The organism is Streptomyces sp. TLI_171, assembly GCF_003610255.1.
Taxonomy (GTDB): Bacteria; Actinomycetota; Actinomycetes; order Streptomycetales; family Streptomycetaceae; genus Kitasatospora.
The window spans coordinates 5,599,680-5,614,550 of sequence record NZ_RAPS01000001.1; the positions used below are offsets into that span (position 1 = coordinate 5,599,680).

At 72.6% G+C, this 14,871-nt stretch carries 14 protein-coding genes; 11 read left to right on the forward strand and 3 right to left on the reverse strand.

Annotation, left to right across the window (positions count from 1 at the left end):
- Positions 1 to 34 precede the first annotated feature (34 nt).
- Both BX266_RS25240 and BX266_RS25245 read right to left on the reverse strand, forming a co-directional pair.
- Positions 35 to 805 carry an ABC transporter permease gene (locus tag BX266_RS25240; RefSeq protein WP_099903370.1) on the reverse strand — a complete coding sequence of 257 codons (771 nt, stop codon included), beginning with the start codon at positions 803 to 805 and terminating at the stop codon, positions 35 to 37.
- Positions 802 to 1,719 carry an ABC transporter ATP-binding protein gene (locus BX266_RS25245; protein ID WP_099903372.1) on the reverse strand — a complete coding sequence of 306 codons (918 nt, stop codon included), beginning with the start codon at positions 1,717 to 1,719 and terminating at the stop codon, positions 802 to 804. Before BX266_RS25245 ends, BX266_RS25240 begins: the two co-directional genes overlap by 4 nt.
- A 124-nt stretch (positions 1,720 to 1,843) precedes the next feature.
- On the opposite strand from BX266_RS25245, the gene BX266_RS25250 reads away from it, so the two are divergent.
- The 8 genes from BX266_RS25250 to BX266_RS25285 all read left to right on the forward strand — a co-directional run bounded on the left by BX266_RS25250 (position 1,844) and on the right by BX266_RS25285 (position 8,622).
- Positions 1,844 to 2,701, forward strand: a complete 858-nt coding sequence (locus BX266_RS25250; protein ID WP_099903374.1) for a metalloregulator ArsR/SmtB family transcription factor — start codon at positions 1,844 to 1,846, stop codon at positions 2,699 to 2,701.
- Positions 2,698 to 4,110: a Fe-S cluster assembly protein SufB gene (sufB, locus tag BX266_RS25255; protein WP_099903376.1), complete on the forward strand. Its 1,413-nt coding sequence runs from the start codon at positions 2,698 to 2,700 to the stop codon at positions 4,108 to 4,110. The genes BX266_RS25250 and sufB overlap by 4 nt, the downstream gene beginning before the upstream one ends.
- Positions 4,111 to 4,168: 58 nt before the next feature.
- Positions 4,169 to 5,401 carry a Fe-S cluster assembly protein SufD gene (sufD, locus tag BX266_RS25260; RefSeq protein WP_099903378.1) on the forward strand — a complete coding sequence of 411 codons (1,233 nt, stop codon included), beginning with the start codon at positions 4,169 to 4,171 and terminating at the stop codon, positions 5,399 to 5,401.
- A complete protein-coding gene (locus BX266_RS25265; RefSeq protein ID WP_099903380.1) occupies positions 5,398 to 5,715 on the forward strand; it encodes a non-heme iron oxygenase ferredoxin subunit in 318 nt (105 codons plus the stop codon). Before sufD ends, BX266_RS25265 begins: the two co-directional genes overlap by 4 nt.
- A gap of 7 nt (positions 5,716 to 5,722) precedes the next feature.
- Positions 5,723 to 6,487, forward strand: a complete 765-nt coding sequence (gene sufC, locus BX266_RS25270) for a Fe-S cluster assembly ATPase SufC (RefSeq protein ID WP_099903382.1) — start codon at positions 5,723 to 5,725, stop codon at positions 6,485 to 6,487.
- Entirely contained in the window at positions 6,484 to 7,746 is a 1,263-nt protein-coding gene (locus BX266_RS25275) for a cysteine desulfurase (RefSeq protein WP_099903384.1), read from the forward strand. The genes sufC and BX266_RS25275 overlap by 4 nt, the downstream gene beginning before the upstream one ends.
- Positions 7,747 to 7,755: 9 nt before the next feature.
- Entirely contained in the window at positions 7,756 to 8,208 is a 453-nt protein-coding gene (gene sufU / locus BX266_RS25280) for a Fe-S cluster assembly sulfur transfer protein SufU (RefSeq protein WP_099903386.1), read from the forward strand.
- 126 nt (positions 8,209 to 8,334) lie between these two features.
- Positions 8,335 to 8,622, forward strand: coding sequence for a metal-sulfur cluster assembly factor (locus tag BX266_RS25285; protein WP_051055973.1), 288 nt, complete (start codon positions 8,335 to 8,337; stop codon positions 8,620 to 8,622).
- A gap of 70 nt (positions 8,623 to 8,692) precedes the next feature.
- On the opposite strand, the gene BX266_RS25290 is transcribed toward BX266_RS25285, so the two are convergent.
- Positions 8,693 to 10,018 carry an MFS transporter gene (locus tag BX266_RS25290; protein ID WP_180290604.1) on the reverse strand — a complete coding sequence of 442 codons (1,326 nt, stop codon included), beginning with the start codon at positions 10,016 to 10,018 and terminating at the stop codon, positions 8,693 to 8,695.
- Positions 10,019 to 10,403: 385 nt separating this feature from the next.
- Between BX266_RS25290 and BX266_RS25295 the strand changes: the two genes are divergently transcribed.
- From BX266_RS25295 to BX266_RS25305, 3 genes are all read left to right on the forward strand, one after another.
- Positions 10,404 to 12,014: a hypothetical protein gene (locus tag BX266_RS25295; RefSeq protein ID WP_099903390.1), complete on the forward strand. Its 1,611-nt coding sequence runs from the start codon at positions 10,404 to 10,406 to the stop codon at positions 12,012 to 12,014.
- 117 nt (positions 12,015 to 12,131) lie between these two features.
- A complete protein-coding gene (locus BX266_RS25300) occupies positions 12,132 to 13,223 on the forward strand; it encodes a hypothetical protein (RefSeq protein WP_099903392.1) in 1,092 nt (363 codons plus the stop codon).
- Positions 13,224 to 13,355: 132 nt separating this feature from the next.
- Positions 13,356 to 14,849: an alkaline phosphatase PhoX gene (locus BX266_RS25305; RefSeq protein WP_099903394.1), complete on the forward strand. Its 1,494-nt coding sequence runs from the start codon at positions 13,356 to 13,358 to the stop codon at positions 14,847 to 14,849.
- The last annotated feature ends 22 nt before the right edge of the window (positions 14,850 to 14,871 follow it).

The following is a 14,871-nucleotide window of genomic DNA, read 5'->3' on the forward strand; positions in this document are numbered from 1 at the left end:
AGCAGCTCCGGGGCGCGGCCCCGGGGCTGCTCATTCACTCCCAGCGGAAGAAGCGGGCCGCCGCGGCCAGGCCCAGCACCGACCAGACGGCCAGCACGCCGAGGTCGGCCCAGGGCGTGCCGCCGCCGAGCTGGAGCACCGAGCGCAGGCCGTCGGAGAGCGCGGAGATCGGCAGCAGCTCCAGCACGGGGCGCACCGCGTCCGGGAACTTGGCCAGCGGGACCACCACGCCGCCGGCCAGCAGCAGCAGGACGAACACCAGGTTGGCCGCGGCCAGCGTGGCCTCCGCGCGCAGGGTGCCGGCCATCAGCAGGCCGAGGCCGGAGAACGCGGCGGTGCCGAGCACCAGCAGGAGCAGCACCGCCAGCGGGTTGCCGTGCGGGGACCAGCCGAGGGCCAGCGCGATGCCGGAGAGCAGCAGCACCTGGAGCAGTTCGGTGACCAGCACGCAGCCGGTCTTCGCGGACAGCAGCGCCCAGCGCGGCAGCGGGGTCGCGCCGAGCCGCTTGAGCACGCCGTAGCGGCGCTCGAACCCGGTGGCGATGGCCTGGCCGGTGAAGGCGGTGGACATCACGGCCAGCGCCAGCAGGCCGGGCGCGAGGAAGTCGACCCGCTTGCCGGGGCCGTCCACGTCGACCACGTCGACGGCGGAGAACAGCACCAGCAGGACGGTCGGGATGACCACGGTGAGCAGCAGCTGCTCGCCGTTGCGCAGCAGCATCCTGGTCTCCAGGGCGGTCTGCGCGAGCAGCATCCGGCCGACCGGGGCGGCGCCCGGGCGGGGGGTGAGGTCGGTGGCGGTCATCGCAGGTCCCGTCCGGTCAGGTCGAGGAAGACGTCTTCGAGGCTGCGGCGCTGGACCGCGAGCTTGTCGGGCATCACCCCGGCCTCGGCGCACCAGCCGGTGACGGCGGCCAGCAGGGCGGCGTCGAGTTCGGCCTCGACGCGGTATCTGCCGGGGGCGGGCTCGGTGACGGCGGCGTGGTCGGGCAGGACCTTGCGCAGGGCGGCGAGGTCGAGTCCGGCGGGGCCGTCGAAGCGCAGCCGGGCCTCGGCGCCGCGGAGCCCGTCGGGGGAGCCCTGGGCGACGACCCGGCCGCGGTCGACGATCGCGACCTCGTCCGCGAGCTGCTCGGCCTCGTCCATCTGGTGGGTGGTCAGCACCACGGTGACGCCGGCGGCGCGCAGTTCGGCGACCAGGTCCCAGGTGGCGCGGCGGGCCTGCGGGTCGAGGCCGGCGGTGGGCTCGTCCAGGAAGACCAGTTCGGGGCGGCCGACCACGGCCATCGCGAGGGCCAGCCGCTGCTGCTGGCCGCCGGAGAGCCGGCGGTACGGGGTGCGGCCGCAGGAGTCCAGGCCGAGCCGTTCGGCCAGCGGGCCGACGGGCAGCGGGTTCGCGTACAGCGCGGCGGTGTGTCGAAGCATTTCGAGGGCGCGCGCACTGGCGTACACGCCCCCCGATTGGAGCATCACCCCGATCCGCGGCCTGAGCTCGGCGGACTGCGCGACCGGGTCCAGTCCGAGCACCCGGACGGTGCCCGCGTCGGGGCGGCGGTAGCCCTCGCAGGTCTCGATCGTGGTGGTCTTGCCCGCGCCGTTGGGGCCGAGCACCGCGGTGACGGCGCCGCGCCCGATGACCAGGTCGAGGCCGTCCACGGCGGTCTTGTCGCCGTACCGCTTGACCAGTCCGGTCACCTCGACGGCGGGGTCTGCATGCATACCGGCGAGTGTAGGAGCTGCGCGCACCGCCTTTCGGGTAAGGCTTGCCTTCCGTGATGGACGACACCGGTGAGGCGTGGATCACCGCTTGTTTCCTTGCGCCGAATTACGCAACAATCGTGTTGTGAAAAACATCCGCGAGCACGCCGCCCAGTCCGGGGAGCCCGACGCTCCCGGCTGTGCCGTGCCCGCGACGGGGGCGGAGGCCCTGGCGGAGGGGCACCGGGCGACCCGGGACCGGGTCGCCCGCTCGATCCTCGACCACGGGCCGTCCTCGGCCGCCGACCTGGCCAGCCGCCTGGGCCTGACCGCCGCCGCGGTCCGCCGCCACCTGGACGGCCTGGCCGCCGCCGGGCTGGTCGACGCGCGCGAGCAGCGGGTCTACGGCAGCCGCGGCCGCGGCCGCCCCGCCAAGGTGTTCGCCCTGACCGACGGCGGCCGGGACGCCTTCTACCAGGCCTACGACCAGCTCGCGGCCGATGCGCTGGGCTGGATCTCGGAGGCCGCCGGCGGCGGCAAGGCGGGCGAGGAGGCGGTCGCCGCCTTCGCCCGGGCCCGGCTCGCCAAGCAGGGCCGCAAGTACCAGGACGCGGTCGAGCGGGTCGGCGCCGAGCAGCGCGCCGAGGCGCTCGCCCGGGCCTTGAGCGAGGACGGGTACGCTGCCACGGTGCGGCGCGTCCCGTCCGCCGCCGCTGCGCCCGCCGCACCGGCCGGCGCCCAGCTGTGCCAGCACCACTGCCCGGTCGCGCACATCGCCGAGCAGTTCCCGCAGCTCTGCGAGGCGGAGACCGAGGTCTTCTCGCAGCTCCTTGGCACCCATGTGCAACGGCTGGCCACCATCGCCCACGGCGACGGGGTCTGCACCACGTATGTGCCGGCATCCGGTGCCGCACCGTCGCCCTCCAGGGCGCCCGGTGCCGCGCCGACTGCCGGTACGTCCCTTACCGAGAACGGCTCGTCCGCGCGGAGGAACCTCGCATGACTGACATCGCACACCCCGAGCTCGAGGGCCTGGGCAAGTACGAGTACGGCTGGGCCGACTCGGACGACGCCGGCGCCGCCGCCAAGCGCGGCCTGAGCGAGGCGGTCGTCCGTGACATCTCGGCGAAGAAGAACGAGGCCGAGTGGATGCTGGACCTCCGCCTCAAGGGCCTCAAGCTGTTCGGCAAGAAGCCCATGCCGACCTGGGGCTCCGACCTGTCGGGCATCGACTTCGACAACATCAAGTACTTCGTGCGCTCCACCGAGAAGCAGGCGGAGTCCTGGGAGGACCTGCCGGCCGACATCAAGGCCACCTACGACAAGCTGGGCATCCCGGAGGCGGAGAAGCAGCGCCTGGTCGCCGGTGTCGCCGCCCAGTACGAGTCGGAGGTCGTCTACCACCAGATCCGCGAGGACCTGGAGGAGCAGGGCGTCATCTTCCTGGACACCGACACCGCGCTGAAGGAGCACCCGGAGCTCTTCAAGGAGTACTTCGGCACCGTCATCCCGGTCGGTGACAACAAGTTCGCCTCGCTGAACACGGCGGTCTGGTCCGGCGGATCGTTCATCTACGTGCCGAAGGGCGTGCACGTGGACATTCCGCTGCAGGCCTACTTCCGGATCAACACCGAGAACATGGGCCAGTTCGAGCGGACGCTGATCATCGTCGACGAGGACGCCTACGTCCACTACGTCGAGGGCTGCACCGCGCCGATCTACTCCTCGGACTCGCTGCACTCCGCGGTGGTCGAGATCATCGTCAAGAAGGGCGGCCGCTGCCGCTACACGACCATCCAGAACTGGTCGAACAACGTCTACAACCTGGTCACCAAGCGCGCCGTGGCGTACGAGGGCGCGACCATGGAGTGGGTCGACGGCAACATCGGCTCCAAGGTCACCATGAAGTACCCGGCCGTCTACCTGATGGGCGAGCACGCCAAGGGCGAGACCCTGTCGATCGCCTTCGCGGGCGAGGGCCAGCACCAGGACGCCGGCGCGAAGATGGTCCACATGGCGCCGAACACCTCCTCGCACATCGTCTCCAAGTCGGTGGCGCGCGGCGGCGGCCGCACCTCCTACCGCGGCCTGATCGAGATCGGCGAGGGCTCGCACGGCGCCAAGTCGAACGTGCTGTGCGACGCGCTGCTGGTGGACACCGTCTCGCGCTCGGACACCTACCCGTACGTGGACGTCCGCGAGGACGACGTGTCGATGGGCCACGAGGCGACCGTCTCCAAGGTCTCCGAGGACCAGCTCTTCTACCTGATGAGCCGCGGCCTGAGCGAGACCGAGGCGATGGCGATGATCGTCCGAGGCTTCGTCGAGCCGATCGCCCGTGAGCTTCCGATGGAATACGCGCTGGAGCTGAACCGGCTGATCGAGCTGCAGATGGAGGGCGCGGTCGGCTGACGCGCCGTCAGCACCCGTCCCCGTCGACCGTTTCCGAAAGAGAGCAACACGAACAGCCATGGCTGAGCAGAACACCCCCGGCTCCACCACCGCCGGCTCGATCGAGGTCGGCACCGCCGGCGCCGGCGCGCAGCTCGCCGGCCCGGGCACCGGCCGCGAGTCCGTCCGGCAGCCCATCGACGCCCGGGTCGCCGTCAAGCCGTCCTTCGACGTCAACGACTTCCCGGTGCCGACCGGCCGCGAGGAGGACTGGCGGTTCACCCCGCTGCACCGCCTCGGCGGGCTGCACGACGGCAAGGCCGCCGAGAGCGCCAAGGGCGAGGACAAGATCGAGCTGGGCCTGCCGGAGGGCGTCACCTCCGAGCTGGTCGGCCGCGAGGACGCCCGCCTCGGCAGGGCCGGCACCCCGGTGGACCGGGTGGCCGCGCAGGCGTTCAGCGCCTTCGAGCAGGCCCTGGTGGTGACCGTCCCCAAGGAGACGGTGCTGACCGAGCCGGTCCGGATCGACGTGCACGGCGAGGGCGGCGTCCGCTTCGCCCACCTGGTGGTCGAGGTCAAGCCGTTCGCGGAGGCCGTCGTGGTGCTGAACCACACCGGCACCGGCACCCGCGCCGCCAACGTCGAACTGCTGGTCGGCGACGGCGCCAAGCTCACCTTCGTCTCCGTCCAGGACTGGGACCGGGAGGCGGTGCACGTCGCCCAGCACAACGCGCTGGTCGGCCGGGACGCCACGTTCAAGTCCGTGGTGGTCACCTTCGGCGGCGACGTGGTGCGCCTGCACCCGCGGGTCAACTACGCGGGCCCCGGCGGCGAGGCGGAGCTGTTCGGCCTGTACTTCGCCGACGCCGGGCAGCACCTGGAGCACCGCCTGGTGATCGACCACGACACCCCGCACTGCCGGTCCAACGTCGCCTACAAGGGCGCGCTGCAGGGCCAGGACGCGCACGCGGTGTGGATCGGCGACGTGCTGATCCGCGCGGCCGCGCTGGGCACCGACACCTACGAGCTCAACCGCAACCTGGTGCTCACCGACGGCGCCCGGGTCGACTCGGTGCCGAACCTGGAGATCGAGACCGGCGAGATCGTCGGCGCCGGCCACGCCTCCGCGACCGGCCGCTTCGACGACGAGCAGCTGTTCTACCTGCAGTCCCGCGGCGTCCCGGCCGACGAGGCCCGCCGCCTGGTGGTGCGCGGCTTCTTCGCCGAGCTGGTCCAGCAGATCGGCGTCGCCGAGATCCAGGACCGGCTGCTGGAGAAGATCGACGCCGAGCTGGAAGCGGCCGTCGCATGACGTACCTGCGTGCGTGTGCGCTGAGCGTCCTGCAGGAGGACGTGCCCAAGAAGGTCGAGCTGAACGGCGTCCCGGTGGCGATCGTCCGGACCGACGAGGGCGTGTTCGCGATCAACGACATCTGCTCGCACGCCAACGTCTCGCTGTCCGAGGGCGAGGTCGAGGACTGCATGATCGAGTGCTGGCTGCACGGCTCCAGCTTCGACCTGCGCACCGGGAAGCCGTCCGGGCTGCCCGCGACCAGGCCGGTCGCCGTTTACCCCGTGAAGATCGAAGGGGACGATGTGCTCGTCTCCGTCAACCAGGAGAACTGAGTACCCCATGGCAACGCTTGAAATCCGCGACCTGCACGTCTCCGTCGACGCCGAGGGCGGCCCGCGCGAGATCCTCAAGGGCGTCGACCTGACCGTGAAGCAGGGCGAGACCCACGCGATCATGGGCCCCAACGGCTCCGGCAAGTCCACCCTCGCGTACTCGCTGGCCGGCCACCCCAAGTACACCGTCACCGGCGGCCAGGTGCTGCTGGACGGCGAGGACGTGCTGGAGATGTCCGTCGACGAGCGCGCCCGGGCCGGCCTGTTCCTGGCCATGCAGTACCCGGTCGAGGTCCCCGGCGTCTCGGTCTCCAACTTCCTGCGCACCGCCGCCACCGCCGTCCGCGGCGAGGCCCCCAAGCTGCGGCTGTGGGTCAAGGAGGTCAAGGAGGCGATGGCCGCCCTGCAGATGGACCCGGCGTTCGCCGAGCGCAACGTCAACGAGGGCTTCTCCGGCGGTGAGAAGAAGCGCCACGAGATCCTCCAGCTGGAGCTGCTCAAGCCGAAGGTCGCGATCCTCGACGAGACCGACTCCGGCCTGGACGTCGACGCGCTGCGGGTCGTCTCCGAGGGCATCAACCGGGTCCGCTCGACCGGCGAGGTCGGCACCCTGCTGGTCACCCACTACACCCGCATCCTGCGCTACATCAAGCCCGACTACGTGCACGTCTTCGCGGGAGGCAAGATCGTCGAGTCCGGCGGTGCCGAGCTCGCCGACAAGCTGGAGGAAGAGGGCTACGAGAGCTACGTGAAGGGCGGCGCTTCCGAGTGACCCATTCCCATCTGACCGGACTGCTCGACACTGACGCCATCCGCAAGGACTTCCCGGTCCTGTCGCGGCAGCTGCACGACGGCAAGCCCCTGGTGTACCTGGACAACGCGGCGACCTCGCAGAAGCCGCGTCAGGTGCTGGACGCGCTGAACGCCTACTACGAGCAGCACAACGCCAACGTCCACCGCGGCGTGCACGTGCTGGCCGAGGAGGCCACCGCGCTGTACGAGGGCGCCCGGGACAAGGTCGCGGAGTTCATCAACGCGCCGAGCCGCAACGAGGTGATCTTCACCAAGAACGCCTCGGAGTCGCTCAACCTGGTCGCCAACATGCTGGGCTGGGCCGAGGAGCCCTACAAGGTCGACGCCGACTCGGAGATCGTGATCACCGAGATGGAGCACCACTCCAACATCGTGCCGTGGCAGCTGCTCGCGCAGCGCACCGGCGCGAAGCTGAAGTGGTTCGGCCTGACCGACGAGGGCCGGCTCGACCTGTCCAACATCGACGAGCTGATCACCGAGAAGACGAAGATCGTCTCCGTGACGCTGGTGTCCAACCTGCTGGGCACCGTCAACCCGGTGGACACCATCGTCCGCAAGGCGCAGTCGGTCGGCGCGCTGGTCGCCATCGACGCCTCGCAGGCCGCCCCGCACGCCGTCCTCGACGTGCAGGCGCTGGAGGCCGACTTCGTCGCCTTCACCGGCCACAAGATGCTCGGCCCGACCGGCATCGGCGTGCTCTGGGGCCGCCAGGAGCTGCTGGAGGACCTCCCGCCGTTCCTCGGCGGCGGCGAGATGATCGAGACCGTCACGATGGGCTCGTCCACCTACGCGCCCGCCCCGCACAAGTTCGAGGCCGGCACCCCGCCGATCGCCCAGGCCGTCGGCCTGGGCGCCGCCATCGACTACCTGTCGGCGATCGGCATGGACAAGGTCGCCGCGCACGAGCACGCGATCACCGCGTACGCCATCGAGCGCCTCGCCGAGGTGCCCGACCTGCGGATCATCGGCCCGCGCACGGCCGTCGACCGCGGCGCGGCGATCTCCTTCACGCTCGGCGACATCCACCCGCACGACGTGGGCCAGGTCCTCGACGAGCAGGGCATCGCGGTCCGGGTCGGCCACCACTGCGCACGGCCGGTCTGCCTCCGGTACGGAATTCCGGCGACCACCAGGGCGTCGTTCTACCTGTACTCGACGCCCGGCGAGGTGGACGCCCTGATCGACGGCCTCCACCACGTCCGCAACTTCTTCGGCTGAGGTGGCTCCATGAAGCTCGACTCCATGTACCAGGAGATCATCCTGGACCACTACCGCAACCCCCACGGCAAGGGGCTGCGGGACGGCGACGCCGAGGTCCACCACGTCAACCCGACCTGCGGCGACGAGATCACCCTGCGGGTGAAGCTCGACGGCGCGGTGGTGGCCGACGTCTCCTACGAGTCGCAGGGCTGCTCGATCAGCCAGGCCTCCGCCTCCGTGCTCAACGACCTGGTGGTCGGGAAGCCGGTCGGCGAGGCCCAGCAGATCCAGGAGGCCTTCCTGGAACTGATGCAGAGCAAGGGCCAGTCCGAGGGCGACGAGGAGGTCCTGGAGGACGCCGTCGCCTTCGCCGGGGTCTCCAAGTACCCCGCCCGGGTCAAGTGCGCCCTGCTCAGCTGGATGGCCTGGAAGGACGCCACCGCCAAGGCGCTCGGCGGCCAGCCCCCGATCACCGACTGACGCCCCGTTAGGACACTGAAACTCATGAGCGAGAACGAGACCACCGAGGCCCCCGAGGCCGAGGCCGTCGCGGTCGAGAGCCCCGGCGCGTTCACCACCGCCGGGACGGTCTCCACCGAGGACCTCATGGAGGCCCTGATGGACGTCGTCGACCCCGAACTGGGCATCGACGTCGTCAACCTCGGCCTGATCTACGGTCTGCACATCGACGAGGACGACACCGCCACCGTCGACATGACCCTCACCTCCGCGGCCTGCCCCCTCACCGACGTCATCGAGGACCAGGCCCGCACCGCCACCGACGGCCTGGTCAAGGACCTCCGGATCAACTGGGTCTGGATGCCGCCGTGGGGCCCCGACAAGATCACCGACGAGGGCCGCGACCAGCTCCGCGCGCTCGGCTTCAACGTCTGATCGACCCTCAGCACCCCGCAGGGGCGGGACCCGGACTCCGGGTCCCGCCCCTGCGCGTTCCCCGGGCGCGTCAGCGCCGGCGGCGCAGGACGGCGACGGCCAGGGCGAGGGCCGCGGTGGCGGCGGTGAGGGCGAAGACGGTCACGGCGGGAAGCAGGCCGTAGGCGCGGGTGAGGGCGCCGACGGCGATGATCGGGGCGGAGGAGCCGAGGTAGACGATCACCCAGAGGGTGGAGAGTTCGCTGCCGCGGCGGGCCGGGTCGAGAGCGGCGACGGCGGTGGTGAACAGGGAGCGGAAGGCGATGCCCTGGGAGACGCCCGCCAGCACGCTGCCGACGAACAGCAGCGCGGGGGTGCCGGTGGCGGCGGCCGCGGTGAGCAGGCCGAGGCCGGCGGCCAGGCCGGTCAGGCCCGCGGCGACCACCGTCCGGTCGGAGGTCGGCGGGACGAGCAGCTGAGCGGCGGCCGAGGAGCCCAGCAGCAGGGCCGCGACGGCCGCGCCCGCCATCGGCGAGCGGGTGTGCAGCAGGGTGGACGAGAAGGCCGGGGCGAGCGACAGGTAGACGCCGAAGACCGCGTACGAGACGAAGCCGGCGCCGGCCGCGAGCAGGAACTCGCGGCGCCCGGAGCGCGGCAGCCGCAGCCGCTGCGGCCGCAGGTGGGCGGGCGTGGTGACGCGCGGCGGGGAGGCCGGGGGCCGGAACGGGCCGGGCATCCGCGGGTGCACCAGGGCGAGCGGCACGCAGAGCGCCAGCAGGGCGACGGCGTGCGGCAGGAACGGGGCGCGCAGCGGGTCCGGTCCACTGGCCAGCCAGGCGCCGACCAGCGGGCCGAGCGCGACGCCGCCGGCCGAGCAGGCGAGGGTCAGTTTGGCGGCCAGGGTGGGCCGGTCCGGCAGCAGGTCGCCGAGCGCGGCGCCCGCCGCGCCGGTGGACAGGCCGACCGCGACGCCCTGCACGGCCCGCCCGGCGGCCAGCTGCCAGAAGGAGCCGGCGGTGGCGAACACCGCCGCGCCGGCGGCGGCCAGGGCCACCGCGGGCAGGATCAGGGCGCGCCGGCCCAGGTGGTCCGACCAGTGGCCGACCGCGGCCAGCACCGGGACCAGGGCGAACACGTAGACCGTGAACAGGATCGTGGTGTCCAGCGGGGTGAGGCCGAGCCGCTGCTGGAGCACCGGGTAGATCGGCGTGGCCAGGTTGGCGCCGATCAGCAGGAGCAGCAGGGCCGCGGCCACCAGGCCGACCCGGATGCCGCGCAGCGCGTTCCAGCGGCTGATCGCGGAGAGCTGGAGCTGCTTGCGGGGGGCGAGTTCCAGTGGAAGCAGGGCCTCCGACAGTCGGCGACCGGCGTACTGAGCGGTGCTCAGGCCGGGGCCGGCGGGGGAGAGGTCCGCCATGGCAGGGGTCTCCTGGTGTGGCCGGGCGCCGCCGGACACGGCCAGGCCAGGGTGTGGCGGCATGGCGGCATGGCCCGATCGGCGCGGGTGTGCGCGTGGTACATGGGGTTCGGGGGCATCGTCGCTCCCGGGGGCGCGCGCGGGGGTGTTGCGCGTCGCCCACCGAAGGATACGTGCCGCGGACACTCGTTCGGCCGCACGGCCCCACTCGTTCGGGGGGACGCCTCCGCAGCTCAGGCGTTCGGTGGTGGCGGCCGATACGCTGGGTTGACGGGCCGACACGCACCGGCCCGCGCCGCCGCGCCCACCGCGGGCTCCACCGTCCCCGGGTGGACCGCCCACCGGGCGGCGGTGCCCTCCAGCCGATTACGGGAGATCGCGCGCGATGGCCGGACGTAGCCGTTTCACCCCTGACCAGCAGCCGTCCGACGCCGAGGGCCTGCTGCCCGCCGACTACGACCTCGCCGACCTGTACGGCGCGCAGTCCGGCGACGAGGACCCCGACGACACGGCCGTGGTCATTCCGCCGATCGCCCTCCCGGAGGACCGCGAACTGGCCGAAGCGGCGCTGGCCGTCCCGCTGATCGCCCGGGTGGTCGCGCTGGCCCGCTGGATCGCCCCGCACCGCCCGGTCGACGAGCACGGCGACCTCGGCGAGGAGGACCGGGTGCAGGCCGCCCGGATGCTCGGCGCGCAGGACCCGGACGAGGACGACGTGGTCGAGGCGATGCGCGCCTGGGCGCTGGCCTGCGACCTCGACCTGGTGGAGACCGGCACCACCGATGACGGCAGCCACGTCGCCATCCCCGGCCCCGACCTCGACGCGATCGAGGCCGGCGACCCGGCGGCCGTCCTCGGCCTCTGGTTCGAGGCCGCCGAGCTGGTCCGCGAGCTCGCCGCGGAGGCCGAGTCGGTCGACCCGGAGGTGGTCGAGGGCAGCGCGAGCGACGACGCCGACGGCCTGGCCGAGGTGGAGGACGCGCACGACCAGGCCGCCGAGATCCTCGACGAGGCGCTGCACGTCCTGTACGAGACCACCGCGTTCGCCGAGCCGGGCGCCGAGACGGTGCCGCTCGGCGTGCTCGCCGCCCTGCTGGTGGTCCCCGACGGGCAGGAGCCGGACGAGGAGATGCTCGGCGAGATCACCGACCTGATGGTGGTCCTCGACCCGATGCTCGCCGACCTCGCCGAACTCGGACTGGTCGAGCACCGCCCGATCGACCCCGAGCTGTTCGAGGAGGAGGACGGCGCCGGGCCCGCCGAGCCCGCCGAGCCGGTCGAGACCGACGGCCCGCTCAGCGAGGAGGACGCCGCCCGGTTCGGCACCGTCCGGCTCACCCCGCTCGGGCAGTACGCCGTCCGGGAGTGGCTGATGGCCGACGGCTACGACGCCCCGCTGATCGGCGACCTCGCCGACAGCGACGGCCCCGCCCTGCTGCGCGCACTCGCCGAGAACGGCCAGCTGTTCGCCGAGGCCGAGCTCAAGGCCTGGATCGCCGACCGGCCGCCGGTCGACGCCGCCCGCGAACTGCTCACCGGCGCGAAGGGCCGGGACGTCCAGTCGCCGGTCCGCCGCTACTGGTGCGTGGTCGCGCTGGGCGAGCTCGGCGAGGACGCCGCACCCGCCGTGCGCGAGGTGGTGGACGACGCCGAACTCGGCGGGCTGGCCCGCGAGTGGCTGCGCGCCCGCGGCGCGGACGTCGCCGCCGCGGAACGCGAGGTCGCGCTCTGGCGGATGATCGACTCGATGGCCGCCGTGCTGCTGATCAGCGCCGGCGAGGGCGGCCGGCTGCAGGCGCTGGTCGCCGACCTGCCGGTGACCGACAACCCCGCCAGCTACTTCGGCGAGGTCTGGCGGGTGCCGCACCCGATGACCGCCGAGGTGCTGGAGGTGGTCGGCGAACTCCACCTCGACCGCAAGGTCGCCAAGGAGGCCCGCCGAGCGGCGGTCAAGGCCCGCTCCCTGCGCGCCCAGGGCGGCACCGCGGGAGCCTAGCGACCGGGAGTGCCGCTCCTGATGGATCGACAGGTTGCCTGGGCCGTAAGGTGGGACGGCGTCGGGCCCGCCCGGCGGGGACCTGTGGGTGGCTAGTGGCCGGGGGTGCGGCGAGGGATGAAGAGGCAGCGCACGAGCGGGCCGGTCGACATCGAGGCGGTGTACTCCGACCAGGAGGCGTACGGCCGGCAGTTGATGGCGGGCGCGGCCTTCCCGGTGTTCGGCTGGGTGCACGAGGCGGGCGGGGTGCTGGCCGAGTTCGAGGTCGGCAACGGCGGGCTCGAATCGGTGGAGATCCGGTCGGGGGACTGGAGTTCCGCGCCGGGCCCGTACGTGACGGTCCGGACGTACCGGCCGGGTGCGGAGCAGCTGGTCCCGCTGCCGGACCTGGAGGACGCGGTCGAGGACGAGCGCGACCGGGTCTACGAGCACATCGGCGTGGACGAGGGCGAAGTCCCGGGCCGGGTGCGGGCGTTGCGCGAATGGATCACCGTGGACGGCGAGCCGCGGGCGGTGCAGGTGCACGAGGACTCGCGGACCGCCGCCGGCCACGGCACGGTGTGGGCGGGCCGGCTGCGGGTGGACGGCGCGACGGTGACGGTGACCGGCCGCGGGGTGCCGCCGGGCGCGGTGGAGCTGCGCCGGATCGTGGACTTCGAGCAGTACATCCTGGGCCGGACGGCGCTGCTGCGGGAGCTCGCCGAGCGGCGGGCCGACCGGGCCGAGCCCGCGCCGGAGCCGGCCGAACTCGGGCTGCAGGCGCACCGCGAGCTGCTGGAGCAGGGCATCGCCCGGGCGCTCGCGGTGGAGGCGCAGCTGCGGGCCGGCCGGTCGGCGCGGCTGCCGCGGCGACTGCGCGGCGAGGACCAGCAGGTCCGCTGGGAGGCGGCGGTGCGGCAGCAGATGCGGCTGGCGTCGGAGTCCCGGGAGGAGGCGGACGAGGCGGTGACCTCGATGGTCAACCACCTGAGCCGGCTGGCGCACCACGTGGACTGGTTGAGCGGCACCCCGGCGGGGGCGGCGGCGGTCGAGGAGGTCGTCCGGTTCACGGCGTTCGCCAGCGAGGTGCCGAGCCTGCCCGCGCAGCGGGCGTGGGAGCGGTTGTGGGCGGGCGGTACGCCGGAGGTGCCCTCCGGCACCGAGGACGCCTGGCTGACCGCCTGGGAGCTGTGGCGGGTCGAGCGTACCCAGCACCTGCCGCGCCGGTAAAGGCCTGGTCATCGAAGTATTTATGGTTGGTAAATCGGCACGTTGACGCCGTGTCGGATTCACGTCCGGTTCATGCGCGGCCCGGACTCTGTCGGTCACCGAAGCACACCCTCTCCTCCAGGAGTGACCGTCATGTCGCTGTCCCGCCGGGACTTCGTGAACCGTTCCACCATGCTCGGGGCAGGCGTCCTGATCGCCGGCAGCGCCGAGGTGCTGGCCACCGCCCCCGGCGCGATCGCCGCCCCGGCCGGCGGCGACGCCGCCCTCGCCAACGGCGGGCACACCGCGGTCGGCTACGGCGAGCTGGTGGCCGACCCCGACGGCATCCTGGCGCTGCCCAAGGGCTTCTCGTACGAGATCATCACCCGCACCGGCAGCACCACGCTGGTCACCGGCGAGTCCACCCCCAGCAACCACGACGGCACCGCCGCGTTCGAGGGTCGCCACGGCGCGACCCTGCTGGTGAACAACCACGAGCTGGCCGGTCCGCGCGCGAAGTGGCCGCACCCCGTGCCGCTGCTGGACGGCTACGTCTACGACCCGGCCGCGGCCGGCGGCTGCACCGTCGTCGAGGTCTCCGGCCACGGCAACGGCCACAGCCACGGCGACGAGCACGGCAAGGGCCGCGGCCACGGCAAGCGCCAGGTCCGGGAGTGGGTCGGCATCGCCGGCACCGCGACCAACTGCGCCGGTGGCGCCACCCCGTGGGGCACCTGGCTGACCTGCGAGGAGACCGAGGACAAGGCCGGCACCAACGGCTTCACCAAGGACCACGGCTACGTCTTCGAGGTCGACCCGCACGACCAGGACGCCAACCGCGACCCGCAGCCGATCAAGGCCTTCGGCCGGTTCGCGCACGAGGCCGTCGTCATCGACGAGAAGCGCGGCCACGCCTTCCTCACCGAGGACGCCTCGAAGCCGAACGGCCTGCTCTACCGCTGGACCCCGCCGGCCGGCTTCCGGCACGGCAAGGGCAAGCTGCGCACCCTGGCCGCCGACGCCGGCGTGCTGGAGGCCCTGAAGGCCTTCGACTCTCAGGGCAAGCTGGTCGACGACCTGTCCCGCGCCACCAAGCCGGGCACCACCTACGGCGCGGACTGGGTCAAGGTCCAGGACCGCGACGCGCGCACCACCTCGATCCGCAAGCAGTTCAAGGACGGCGAGATCACCCGCGCCCGCAAGCTCGAGGGCATGTGGTGGGGCGACAACGGCATCTACTTCGTCTCCTCCTTCGCCCGCGAGGAGTCGCCGCTGCCGCACGACGGCCAGGTCTGGTTCTACAACCCGACCCGGCGCACCCTGACCTTGAAGGTCATCCTCGGCGTCAACAACGAGATCTGGACCGACAAGGGCAACTTCGACGGCCCGGACAACATCACCGTCTCGCCCCACGGCGGCCTGATCATCGCCGAGGACGGCAACGGCCTGCAGCACCTGTTCGGCACCACCACCGACGGCCGGACCTACGCGCTGGCCCGCAACGACCTCAACAACGGCACCGCGGAGGCGCCCGAGTTCAGCGAGTTCACCGGCGTGACGTTCTCGCACGACGGGCGGACGCTGTTCGCGAACATCCAGGAGCCGGGCATCATGCTGGCCATCACCGGCCCGTGGCACCGCATGTGACGGACCGTCGGGATCCGCCCGG

What these genes read in the sequence shown, in the direction of transcription:
- BX266_RS25285 (WP_051055973.1), top strand. Translation starts at nt 8,335, where the DNA reads ATGGAGGCCCTGATGGACGTCGTCGACCCCGAACTGGGCATCGACGTC.
- BX266_RS25305 (WP_099903394.1), top strand. Translation starts at nt 13,356, where the DNA reads ATGTCGCTGTCCCGCCGGGACTTCGTGAACCGTTCCACCATGCTCGGG.
- sufU (WP_099903386.1), top strand. Translation starts at nt 7,756, where the DNA reads ATGAAGCTCGACTCCATGTACCAGGAGATCATCCTGGACCACTACCGC.
- sufB (WP_099903376.1), top strand. Translation starts at nt 2,698, where the DNA reads ATGACTGACATCGCACACCCCGAGCTCGAGGGCCTGGGCAAGTACGAG.
- sufD (WP_099903378.1), top strand. Translation starts at nt 4,169, where the DNA reads ATGGCTGAGCAGAACACCCCCGGCTCCACCACCGCCGGCTCGATCGAG.
- BX266_RS25240 (WP_099903370.1), bottom strand. Translation starts at nt 805, where the DNA reads ATGACCGCCACCGACCTCACCCCCCGCCCGGGCGCCGCCCCGGTCGGC.
- BX266_RS25245 (WP_099903372.1), bottom strand. Translation starts at nt 1,719, where the DNA reads ATGCATGCAGACCCCGCCGTCGAGGTGACCGGACTGGTCAAGCGGTAC.
- BX266_RS25300 (WP_099903392.1), top strand. Translation starts at nt 12,132, where the DNA reads ATGAAGAGGCAGCGCACGAGCGGGCCGGTCGACATCGAGGCGGTGTAC.
- BX266_RS25295 (WP_099903390.1), top strand. Translation starts at nt 10,404, where the DNA reads ATGGCCGGACGTAGCCGTTTCACCCCTGACCAGCAGCCGTCCGACGCC.
- BX266_RS25290 (WP_180290604.1), bottom strand. Translation starts at nt 10,018, where the DNA reads ATGGCGGACCTCTCCCCCGCCGGCCCCGGCCTGAGCACCGCTCAGTAC.
- BX266_RS25265 (WP_099903380.1), top strand. Translation starts at nt 5,398, where the DNA reads ATGACGTACCTGCGTGCGTGTGCGCTGAGCGTCCTGCAGGAGGACGTG.
- sufC (WP_099903382.1), top strand. Translation starts at nt 5,723, where the DNA reads ATGGCAACGCTTGAAATCCGCGACCTGCACGTCTCCGTCGACGCCGAG.